This is a genomic window from Microcoleus sp. C2D2 (assembly GCF_036702495.1).
Lineage (GTDB): Bacteria > Cyanobacteriota > Cyanobacteriia > Cyanobacteriales > Microcoleaceae > Microcoleus.
The window spans coordinates 39107-50309 of the sequence record NZ_JAUBTO010000049.1; the positions used below are offsets into that span (position 1 = coordinate 39107).

At 47.0% G+C, this 11203-nt stretch carries 7 protein-coding genes; 3 read left to right on the forward strand and 4 right to left on the reverse strand.

Annotation, left to right across the window (positions count from 1 at the left end; all coding sequences use genetic code 11):
* Nucleotides 1-62 precede the first annotated feature (62 nt).
* From QUB61_RS17255 to galE, 3 genes are all read right to left on the reverse strand, one after another.
* Nucleotides 63-899 carry a hypothetical protein gene (locus tag QUB61_RS17255; protein WP_333130476.1) on the reverse strand — a complete coding sequence of 279 codons (837 nt, stop codon included), beginning with the start codon at nt 897-899 and terminating at the stop codon, nt 63-65.
* A gap of 29 nt (nt 900-928) precedes the next feature.
* Entirely contained in the window at nt 929-1852 is a 924-nt protein-coding gene (locus QUB61_RS17260) for an alpha-1,2-fucosyltransferase (RefSeq protein WP_333130474.1), read from the reverse strand.
* Between the two features lie 92 nt (nt 1853-1944).
* Nucleotides 1945-2946 carry a UDP-glucose 4-epimerase GalE gene (gene galE / locus QUB61_RS17265; RefSeq protein WP_333130541.1) on the reverse strand — a complete coding sequence of 334 codons (1002 nt, stop codon included), beginning with the start codon at nt 2944-2946 and terminating at the stop codon, nt 1945-1947.
* Nucleotides 2947-3560: 614 nt separating this feature from the next.
* Here galE and gloB point away from each other — a divergent pair.
* Nucleotides 3561-4334, forward strand: coding sequence for a hydroxyacylglutathione hydrolase (gloB, locus tag QUB61_RS17270; RefSeq protein WP_333130472.1), 774 nt, complete (start codon nt 3561-3563; stop codon nt 4332-4334).
* Between the two features lie 2 nt (nt 4335-4336).
* On the opposite strand, the gene QUB61_RS17275 is transcribed toward gloB, so the two are convergent.
* On the reverse strand, nt 4337-5176 hold the full coding sequence (locus tag QUB61_RS17275) for a glycosyltransferase (protein WP_333130470.1): 840 nt from the start codon (nt 5174-5176) through the stop codon (nt 4337-4339).
* Between the two features lie 48 nt (nt 5177-5224).
* Between QUB61_RS17275 and QUB61_RS17280 the strand changes: the two genes are divergently transcribed.
* Entirely contained in the window at nt 5225-5659 is a 435-nt protein-coding gene (locus tag QUB61_RS17280; protein ID WP_333130468.1) for a hypothetical protein, read from the forward strand.
* Nucleotides 5660-5818: 159 nt separating this feature from the next.
* Nucleotides 5819-10924 (forward strand): PAS domain-containing protein, encoded by a 5106-nt coding sequence (locus tag QUB61_RS17285; protein WP_333130466.1) that lies wholly within the window; start codon nt 5819-5821, stop codon nt 10922-10924.
* Nucleotides 10925-11203 lie beyond the last annotated feature (279 nt).

An 11203-nucleotide genomic window follows, 5' to 3' on the forward strand; every position in this document is an offset into this window, starting at 1 on the left:
ATTTTTTTTGTATTGTTGCCTGAGTTTTGTTGTTTTTGATGGAGTTAGCCAACCAACTTTAATTATTTTAAACGCCAAGGATTGTTAAGTTGATTTGGTAAAAATATTTTTGCCGTCCGATCGACTATTCTAGTAAAGAGCGATCGCGTCACGTTCTTGGCGTACTGAGGGCGGTAAGGATAAGTGCAGTGCATTACTTTAATCGGTTTGTCGATCGCATAACTTTCCTTCCACTTATCCAAGTAGTTGTAAACCGGGGACAAAGTTGTCATTTTCGGTTTCACCGATTCAACAGCCGCGGCAAAAGCACCCTGGTCTTTTAAGAGTAGCACATTTTGATGTGCTACTACCATCTCGAAATATTTCTTAAAGTTTGTGAACAATTCCTGAGTTTTACTGCTTTTGGTAAAAGCGATAAATCCGCCATTGTATTGAATGCTATTTTCATTTAGCGGCAACCCGACAGACTGCAAAGTTGACAGAATATCCTGCTTGACTCTTAATAAATTTGCCGCTTTAGCAATCGCAGGCTGCACATCTTCCGTCACCAACAAATCCACCCCGTCAAGAAAATCAAAAACCTCATCTATTGGCGACAGCAAACAAATATCACAATCCATATAAATAGTTTTCTCAAACAGAGATTCCCGGTACAAAGCCAGCTTAGCTAGCCGCGACGCTAAAACAGGATTTTCGCGAGAAGGTGCAGGTTTCAATATGACATTTCCGAACACCTGAAGTAAAGGATATAAAATTAGAGGTACTCTATCTATTAAAATAATAATTGGTTCGCGGTGAAACTTCCTGACAGACGCCAGAAAATGAACGCAATCCTGGAAAGAGTAAAGACCAGTTAAAATAGTGATAAATCCCTTAACTGCTAATTTCTTTGAATTCATTAATTTACTTATTGATTTACTTATTGACCTCAGTGTGTCCACTCCCAAAAGCTCTCACTCCAGTCATCTCGACTGTGATAAATTCCTTGCCATTCATAAAAATGTACAAAATCTTTCAGGTTAATTGTTTTATTGACATTGCGGAGCGTATAAAGAGGTTTATCTCCATAAAAAGAAGCCCACATAGTATAACTGCTAGGCGGCCCGACAACATAGTCGCACTCAGCCAGAGCATACATATCTTCAATTAAATGACCGCTGCCAAATCCACAGTTAAAATTATCAAATAAACTCTGATTTTGCGGAATATTAGAACAAATCAAAAACTTGATTTTTTTTCCTTCAAATAGCCTTACCACAGAATTCATGACTTCTAAATATTGCTCAGTTGTGTAAAAGTATCTCCCCTTTTGATGCTGAGCATAATCCCCTTGGCGGATGTGAATTCCGACGACCAGATCGGAGTTATTTTTTAAATCCAATATCAAACGATCTACATTGATTCTATATCGCTCTAATGGTTCAAAGTAGGCTCTAATCGGGTCGGCGTACTTGTGTAACTTGGGGACATCTTCTACAAACCAGCCATCTCGAAACAGCCAGCCTTGAAAACAAACAATTGAACCGTGCTTGATTTGTTCGATATCCTGATATTTGAGCCAACTAAAAGGTTCTTTTCGGGTTATTTCTTGCGTTTTTAATATTTTTTTGTTGCTTAAATACTTAATAAAATTATAATATTTACTTCTGACAAAATTGTTACCTGCTGCGGTAAAATAGGGAGGAGGATAACAACACAAAAAATCCCCAGCGGTTCCCACAAAGAATTCTGCATATTCGTCAAAAGCAGGATTGAGAACAGTCAAATTATGCTCGATCGCGCAAGCAATGAAATTAGCAAAAAGCAGCAGTCGGTTGCCGAGTTGTCCCGATTTAGCAGATATTATTAGCATATTGTATTTTTGGGGCGGGGGGGACGCCCGCCCCACAAGAATTCAATCAAACTTTGCTGTAATAGTAAGGTGCGCAATGCCCACCCTACATACTAAGAGCTGTGGCGTTTTTGGTGCCACTGCCAAGCATGGGAGATAATGTTCTTAATGTCGGGATATTCTGGAGACCAACCCAAGGTTTTGATGGCTTTCTCGCTGCTGCCAACCAAAGAAGGCGGGTCTCCCGGACGCCGTTCGCGCTCAACAGCCTTAATCTCTTTTCCCGTCACTTGGCGAGCCGCTTCTATCACCTCTTTCACCGAAAACCCGCCGCCGTTGCCCAAATTAAAGAAATCAGATTTGCCACCATTTAGCAAATATTCTAATCCTAAAATGTGAGCAGATGCCAAATCGTTAACGTGAATGTAATCCCGAATGCAAGTACCGTCAGGAGTATCGTAATCCGTGCCAAAAATCGCGATCGAATCTCGTTTCCCCAAAGCAGCGAACAACACCAGCGGGATCAGGTGAGTTTCTGGATTGTGATCCTCTCCTACCAACCCGTTCGGATCGGCCCCAGCCGCGTTAAAATAGCGGAAACAAACAGACTTGAAATTGTACGCGGCGTCAAAATCCGACAAAATCCGTTCTACCATTAACTTAGTAGCACCGTAGGGATTGATCGGGTTTTGTGGGTGGTCTTCTGTCAGCGGGATTTTCTGCGGTACGCCGTAAGTCGCGCAAGTAGAAGAAAACACCAATTTATTCACCCCAGCACCAATCATTGCTTCCAAAAGGGTAATAGTACCGATGACATTGTTGCGGTAATATTTAGCTGGGTCGGTAACAGATTCGCCCACGTAAGCGTATGCAGAAAAGTGCATTACCGCATCAATTTTGTGCTTGGCAAATACGTTATCGAGAAGAGTGCGATCGCTCGTATCGCCAACTACCAACTCGACCTGCAAAGCCCGATCTACTATATCTCGGTGACCGTAAACTAAATTATCCAAAATCACCACACCGTAACCGGCGTTTTTCAGGGCTAATACCGCGTGAGAGCCAATATATCCTGCTCCGCCCGTCACCAAAATAGTTGGTTTGTCTGCACTCATTTTCTTCTGCCTGTTTTTGTAGCTGGGATTGCCAAAAGCCTTGTTAATTTGAGACTTCCACATCTGAGGCTTTCACACTCGGCGCGAGCCGGAGAATTCAAGCGCAATATATAGGCTTTGCTGTGCCCGACGGGACGCTCGCACTCCTAAAAAACGCTTTTTATACTCCAGACAGATGCTGAGGGAGCAAGTCTTTCTGTTCAATCGATAAACTTGAGGCGACCAATTTGGATATAATCAAATATCCGATTGATTTGATGCCGATCCTCTTCTGAAATTTTATCATCTGAGAGAAGAGCAGAAGTCAAAACTAAATTTTCCCGGCGAGTGATCTTGCCAGACGTTACAATTCGATCGACCATTTGAGAAATTGTTAAGTTCGATTTGTTGTGAGATGTTCGCATTTATGTCACAATAGTTAAACGGGATTGCCGTTCTTGACCCAAAAATGATGCGCACCCGACTGCAAATCAATTTGCTCAACAGCAGAAATAACGTATCAGAGTTTTACTTCCAAAGATAGATGTGTGGACTTGATAATTCGGGATTCAGTCTTTGGATAGGGTTCAGAGTAATTTAATTATATAATATTTTTCCGAGAGAGGCAGTTTTCTATGCAGGTTTATCGGCTTCCGGTACTGTCGGACAATTACATTTTCTTGCTGCACGACCCCGATCGCCGCACGGCAGCCGTCGTCGATCCAGCGCAAGCAGAGCCGGTCTTGCAGCAACTGCGATCGCTCGGCGCCGAATTAACAGCAATTTTCAACACGCACCACCACAGCGACCACGTAGGCGGCAACCAGCAACTGATCGATCGCTTTCCCGAAATTAAAGTTTACGGCGGCGCAGAAGACCGAGGCAGAATACCCGGACAGCAAGTGTTTTTACAAGCGGGCTCGCGCGTTGAATTTGCTGGCAGAAGCGCCGAAATCTTCTTCGTACCCGGCCACACAAAAGCTCACATCGCCTACTATTTCCCCCCCAGCAACCCAGGGGAAACCGGCGAATTGTTCTGCGGCGACACTTTATTTGCTGGAGGCTGCGGCAGACTATTTGAAGGCACTCCCGCCCAAATGTTAGCCTCCCTCGGGCAACTGCGAAACTTGCCCGACAATACAAGAGTTTGGTGCGCCCACGAATACACGCTGAAAAACTTGCAATTTGCCATCAGCGTAGATGGCGACAATCCCGATCTGCTGCAGCGCTGGGACTCGGTCAAGGAAGCGCGAAGTCGATCGCAACCTACAATACCATCATCGATCGGCCTGGAAAAAAGCACAAACCCATTTTTGCGCTGGGATTTTCCCAACCTCCAATCAGCCACCAACACCCGCGATCCAGTGCAAACCTTCGCTCGATTGCGCGGCATGAAAGACCGGTTTTGACCTTAACGTTTTTGTTTCTTCACGTAACTCTTAAACTTGAGTATCGGTTCTGTCAACCACTGACCAAATTTTCTGTATTTTAGCTGAAATCTCGACACCTTTTTAAACTTATTGGGATTGTTTTCCATGTCGTCCTTAAACGGTGTCTGAGACAACATATCGAGCCATAATTGATTGGGGGCTGAGCTTTCCCACGGTTTCGGTCTCGATATAAAGTGCATCACTTTAGTTGACATATCTTCTGTATTGTGGTTGTTCCATATTTGCTCTAATTGCTTCCACCTTCCTGCTAAAAATGAATTTAATGCACCCTGATCGTGATCGGCCCAAATGTTTAATCGAGCGTTTTCCATCAACTTTTCGGACACTTGCTCTTCCTCCCAAAGCTTCATGTTGTAAACTAAAACGCCACTATTTAAATAAGGGTTTCGATCTTGAGAATTGTTCGGATTTCCCCAGACGTTGGGTGCGGCTGCTATCGGCGTTGTTTGAAGATCGAGGTTCCACAGCGGCTCTAAACTTCCCAGAACGATCGCGTCGCTGTCGATCCAAATCAGCCTTCCTGTTTCCTTGGTATATTTTTCCGGCTGCAATTTAACGTAAGCAAGTTTAGAACCTGACAGCGAAAGAAGTTGGTCGTAATTAGATTGGAATTCTTGCCATTCAATGTGGTATTTGCAGCAATTCTGTAACTGTTCCTTTTGCTGTGGATCTATGCCGGTAGATACAATGCTAATTTTTACCTGCTCCTGTCCAGATTTACTAACATTGAGATCTATAGACTTAAGAAGTGCTGCTAACCCCAGAATATAGTTGCGATTGGCGGCTGTGAATATGTGCATAGGATTAAGTTTGTGAAATGAACAAAGGTAAAAGGCGCGCGGTCAAACTTGACAAAAACGCTGGCACGGCAGGAAGCAGGCGACCCTGTATTGAGTAAATACGATCGCCCGTTTACCGTTGAGACGAACATAACCTTGCCTAAATTTACGATCTGGTTTACACAAAGAAACGGGGTTTTTAAGTTGGCAGGCGCCAATCAAGTTTACAATGTAACAGAATGTAAGGCGGGCGTAACAAGAGCGATTGCTTCGTTTCACTCGCTGCAAGAGAGGGCTGATGTATTTTCAAGCTTCATCCACCACTTATTTACCTGTGCCCAAGTTTCATCTGTTCGCGCCCTAAAACCAGCAACAGCCGTTGGTAATATGCAGCAACGCGGAAAACTGATGAGACTGACTGACCTCGCATTGGAAACAGCCAGAAATTGGCCCGTCGCCTGTGCTGAATCTGGCAACTGGTTAAGACGTGGGGCTCTACGATAAAATAAATTTTCCCGACCTTGACATTCCACCAGCAGGAACGACATCCCTCTTAGGTTAGATTGTCACCCTGATTAAACCCAAAGTTCCTCTGGTTATTTCCCTATTATAGATGAGCGCGATTGGCTTTGCCAACAGTAAAATGAGCGTTGTTAGAAACCGATGCAAAACCCACGCAATACTGAACTCCAACCGAAAATCGACCCCTCTGTTTCAACGGATTCTAACAAACCGCTCTACCCAGGCGCGCCTTTGCCAACAGATGTAGGGATGCTTCTGCAATTAGCAGATGGTAGCATTCAGGGGTGCAATTCTCACGCCCAGGAGCTGTTGGGGATGACAGCACAACAGATGCAGGGCTGCACTTCAATAAATAGCCTGCTGCAGACTGTGCGTGAAGATGGCTCGGATTTTCCCAGCGAGACGCATCCGGCGATGGTGGCGCTGCAAACCGGGCAACCATGCTCAAATGTCATCATGGGCTTCGATCGGCCACAGGGAGAATTGGTGTGGTTGACGCTTAATTCTCAACCTTTATTTCAGGGAGATCGATCGGCTCCCTATGCGGTAGTAACAACCTTCACGGAGCTCGCTCAACAAAAGCCCGAACCAGTTTGTAACGCGCCCGCGCAACAACTGTCAGACACCCTCGAAAGTATTTCGGACGGGTTCTTTGCTTTGGATCGAGACTGGCGATTTACCTACGTCAATTCGCAAGCGGCGCGGTGGCTGAATCGAGCCTCGAAAGATTTGATTGGCAACAGCGTTTGGGAAGAGTTTCCCGAATCAGTGGGCAGTTTGTTTGAACAGGAATATCGCCGCGCCGCCACCTTCCAAGTTACAGTTAGTTTTGAATCTTTTTATCCGCCGCTCAATGCTTGGTATGCGGTACGAGCCTATCCGATCCCATCGGGACTTGCCGTTTATTTTCAAGATGTGACCGAGGAGAAAGCGGCAAGGGCTATTTTTATTAAACAAGCGCAAACTGTGCAGCAACAACTAGCAGAAATCGAGGCGATTTATGCTAGTGCGCCGATCGGACTTTGCTTTATCGATACCGAGTTGCGCTTTGTCCGCCTCAACGATCGGCTAGCAGAAATCAACAGAGTTCCAGCCGCCGCCCACATCGGCAAAACAGTGCGCGAAATTTTGCCAGAAATGGCAGATGATTTAGAGCCGCTTTACCGACAAGTTATTGAAACTAAAGTTCCACTCAAACAGCTCGAAGTTCGCAGGACGAACTCAGCACGGCCGGGAGTCGAACAGGATTGGCTGTTGAGTCTCTATCCGCTGAGGGCCGAGGACGATCGCGTGTTGGGCGTGAATGTGACGGTGCATGAAATTACCGATCGCAAAGCTACCCAAAAAGAAATTCGACGGCTCAACCAGGAACTAGAGCGACGAGTTAATGAACTGCAATCGATACTTGATGCTGTACCCGTTGGCATTACGATCGCGGACGACCCACAGTGTAAAGTAATTCGCGCTAACCGATTTGCCCAGTCGATGTTGATAGTCCCGCCCGATACCAATGTTTCAGGAACCGGAGAGCAAGCCTCCGCCCTTCCGTTTAGACGGTTCCGCAACGGACAGGAAATTCCGGGAGAACAACTGCCCATGCAACTGGCGGTGGCGAACGGCGTCGCAGTGCGAGATGTGGAAATTCAAATGGTGCGATCGGACGGGGTAGCCTTTGATTGGTTGGTGAATGCGGTGCCGTTATTTGACGAACAGGGCGCAGTTCGCGGCTCTGTGGCAGCGTTTATGGATATTAGCGAGCGCAAACAAGCTCTTGCTGCTTTGCACCGCTCCCAGGAACGCTATCGCACTTTGTTTGATTGCCTGGACGAAGGCTTTTGCATCATCGAAATGCTGTTTGACGCCAACGAAAAGCCGATCGATTACCGCTTTTTGGAAGTCAATCCGGCTTTCTTGAAACAAACCGGACTCGAACAAGCTGCGGGTAAAACGGCGCGCGAGCTCGTTCCGGATCTCGAAGATTATTGGTTTGAGATGTACGGCAAAGTGGCGCTGACGGGGGAGTCCTTGCGCTTCGAGCACGGCTCGGAAGTCATGAACCGCTGGTTCGAGGTTTTGGCGTTCCGCACTCCTGAGCCGCAGAGCCGAAAAGTCGCCTTACTTTTCAAAGAAATCAGCGATCGCAAACAGTCGGAGAATCTCCTGCGGCAACAGGAAGAGCAACTGCGGCTGTTCGTCAAACATTCGCCTGCGGGGGTGGCGATGTTTGACCGCCAGATGCGGTATATGCTGGTGAGCGACCGCTGGCTGGCAAGTTACGGACTCGGCACTCAAAACATTGTGGGCCGATCGCACTACGACCTCTTTCCGGATTTGCCCGATCGTTTCAAACAAATCCACCAGCGCTGTCTGGCGGGAGAAGTTGAAACCTGCCAAGAAGATCTGGTTCCCCGCCCTGATGGCTGCGTTGACTGGGTGCACTGGGAAATCCATCCTTGGCGAACCAACACCAATGAGATTGGCGGCATCATGATTTTTTGCGAAATCATCACCGAGCGCAAAAACGCTGAACTCGCGGTGCAAGCAGCCTCCCAGCAAGTCAGCAATATTATAGAAAGTATTACCGATGCCTTTATGGCGCTCGATTCACAATGGCGCTATACCTACGTTAATGCCACAGCAGAAAAACTGCTTTCTCGATCGAGAGCCGACTTGTTAGGTCGATCGATCTGGGAGCTATTCCCCGCCGAGAAAGAATCAAATTCAAGGGCATATCAAGAATTTCATCGAGTCGTTAACGAGCAAGTTTCTGTGAAATTTGAAGAGTTTTTGCCCTCGCTCCAGATGTATGTAGAAGTGAGCGCCTATCCTGCGGCCGAAGGACTTACGGCTTATTGGAGCGATATTAGCGATCGCAAACGCACTGAAGAAGAACTGCGGCAAAAGAATGCGATTTTGAACGTGATTAACGAGTCAGCGCCCACGCCAATTTTTGTCAAAGATCGAGAAGGACGGATTATTTATGCAAATCCAGCCACGCTGGAAATAATGGGCAAACCTGCTTCTGAAGTAATTGGTGGTCGCGATCGCGATTTATACCCAGTAGCAGAACTTGGAGTCACAGTCACGGAAAACGATCGGCGCATTATGGAATCCGGCCAAACAGAAGCCCTCGAAGAATCTCACGATGGCCTTCGGACATTTCTGGTAATGAAAGCTCCCTACCGCAATGAGGCGGGAGAAGTTATCGGCTTGATTGGCATCTCCAGCGACATCACAAATCGCAAACGAGCAGAAGTCGCCATGCAAGAACAAACTAAGTTACTGCAAGTCATCATTGACAGCATTGGTGATGGTTTAATTTTGGCAAACCAACAAGGGGAGTTTGTGTTGTTTAACCGAGCCGCCGTAGGGATATTCGGTCAGCTATCGAATGAAAAATCTTGTGAGGAATGGTCGAGCACCTACGGACTATTTACGGCAGACAAAAAAACCTTCTTCCCCGACGCTGAACTACCTCTGGCCAGAGCAATCAAAGGTGAATATGTCAATGATGTAGAGGTATTTGTCCGCCGCGAAGATTCCGCAGGTCGCTGGATCAGTATCAGCGGTTATCCGGTAGTTGATGTTAGCAGCGAAATCAAAGGCGGAGTGATTGTCTGTCGGGATATCACAGAACGCAAACAAGCCGAAGCAGCGATGCAAGAAAGCGAAGAACGATTCCGCAATATGGCTAACAACGCTCCCTTTATGGTATGGGTAACAGACCCCACAGGCTATTGCACTTTCTTGAGCGAAAGCTGGTATGAATTCACAGGTCAAACTGAGGAAACAGGTTTGGGATTGGGTTGGGTAAACGCGGCGCATCCAGAAGACCGAGAACAGGCCAAAAATGTGTTCTTGACCGCCAACGAACGCCAGGAATCTTTCCGCGTGGAATATCGCCTCCGGCGCCAGGATGGCGGATATTCTTGGGCGATAGATGCGGCTGCTCCCAGATTTTCCGAAAGCGGACAATTTGAGGGTTATATCGGCTCTGTTATCGACATTACAGAGCGCAAACAAGTGGAAACTGAGCGCGATATGGTTCTTCAATTAGAACAAGCTGCCCGCGCGGAAGCCGAGCGAGCTAACCGCATTAAAGACGAGTTTCTGGCGGTGCTTTCTCATGAGTTGCGATCGCCCCTGAATCCGATTTTAGGCTGGTCGCAACTGCTCGTCGGCGGCAAGCTGAACAGGCCTCAAACTGCCAAGGCTTTTGAGACGATCGAGCGCAACGCCAGACTGCAATCTCAATTAATCGAAGACTTGCTTGACGTGTCTCGGATTCTGCAAGGGAAACTCAGATTGAATGTGGCTCCGGTGAATCTGGCAACCATTATTCCGTCTGCCGTGGAAACCGTGCAATTAGCAGCCCAAGCAAAAAAAATTCAAATTCAAACAATTTTAAGTCACGATGTCGGGCAAGTTGTCGGCGATACAAGTCGCTTGCAGCAAATTGTCTGGAATTTGCTGTCAAACGCGGTGAAATTCACGCCCGAAGGCGGTAGAGTTGAAGTTCGATTAGGGCAAATCGAACGCCAAGCTCAAATTCAAGTCACAGACACTGGTAAAGGCATTCTTCCGGATTTCTTGCCTTATGTTTTTGACCATTTCCGACAAGAAGATGGCGCCACAACTCGCAAATTTGGCGGCTTGGGTTTGGGATTGGCGATCGTCCGCCAACTGATCGAACTTCACGGGGGAACGGTGTTTGCAGAAAGCGCCGGAGAGGGTCAAGGAGCGACGTTTACGGTGAGATTACCGCTATTAAATGATGATTCTAGAAGGCAGGAGGAGGAAGAACGTCATGGGGCTGCTAGTCCCGATCTCTCATCCTTGCCGCTAGCTGGATTGAGAATTTTGGTGGTAGATGATGAACTCGACTCGCGAGATTTTGTCGCTTTCGTGCTTGAGGAAGCGGGTGCAGAGGTGATTTCCCTGTCATCTGCTGCTGAGGCGCTAGAGTCGATCGAACAAACTGCACCGGATTTGCTCGTCAGCGACATCGGAATGCCCCAGATGGACGGATATATGTTGATAAATCGCATCCGCACTCAGCTTGCGCCTGAGTATCGGCAGTTGTTGGCGATCGCCTTAACGGCCTATGCTGGAGAAGCGAACGAGCGCCAAGTTTTGCAAGCAGGATTTGACAAACATTTAGCCAAGCCGATCGATCCGACCCAGTTAGTTGCTACTGTAGCGCGATCGATCGTTGAGAGCGATCGATCGCGACAGAGTGGTAGGTAAGCCTCAAGAGCAGCACCTCTCCGTTTGGCGAATTTCCAACTGAATTTGCCAGTTAAAAGATAGGCGTTGCTTAATCAGGGTATGAAAAAAATAAGTTTAACATCCAGAAGCTTTGTGGATACTGGTTTCTATGACTGGCATATTTAGCCTTTCATACCGTAAATCAGCAACGCCAAAAGATATTATGCCCGTCAACCGTCAACCATTTGTGACAAGTTAAGAAAAAGTGCAAATTGTCAAGGGGGTAGACAAAAAAAGGTAAAATAGGATGAAACCTTT

Coding starts and splice junctions, on each gene's coding strand:
- gloB (WP_333130472.1), top strand. CDS start 3,561: ATGCAGGTTTATCGGCTTCCGGTACTGTCGGACAATTACATTTTCTTG.
- QUB61_RS17275 (WP_333130470.1), bottom strand. CDS start 5,176: ATGCACATATTCACAGCCGCCAATCGCAACTATATTCTGGGGTTAGCA.
- galE (WP_333130541.1), bottom strand. CDS start 2,946: ATGAGTGCAGACAAACCAACTATTTTGGTGACGGGCGGAGCAGGATAT.
- QUB61_RS17255 (WP_333130476.1), bottom strand. CDS start 899: ATGAATTCAAAGAAATTAGCAGTTAAGGGATTTATCACTATTTTAACT.
- QUB61_RS17285 (WP_333130466.1), top strand. CDS start 5,819: ATGCAAAACCCACGCAATACTGAACTCCAACCGAAAATCGACCCCTCT.
- QUB61_RS17260 (WP_333130474.1), bottom strand. CDS start 1,852: ATGCTAATAATATCTGCTAAATCGGGACAACTCGGCAACCGACTGCTG.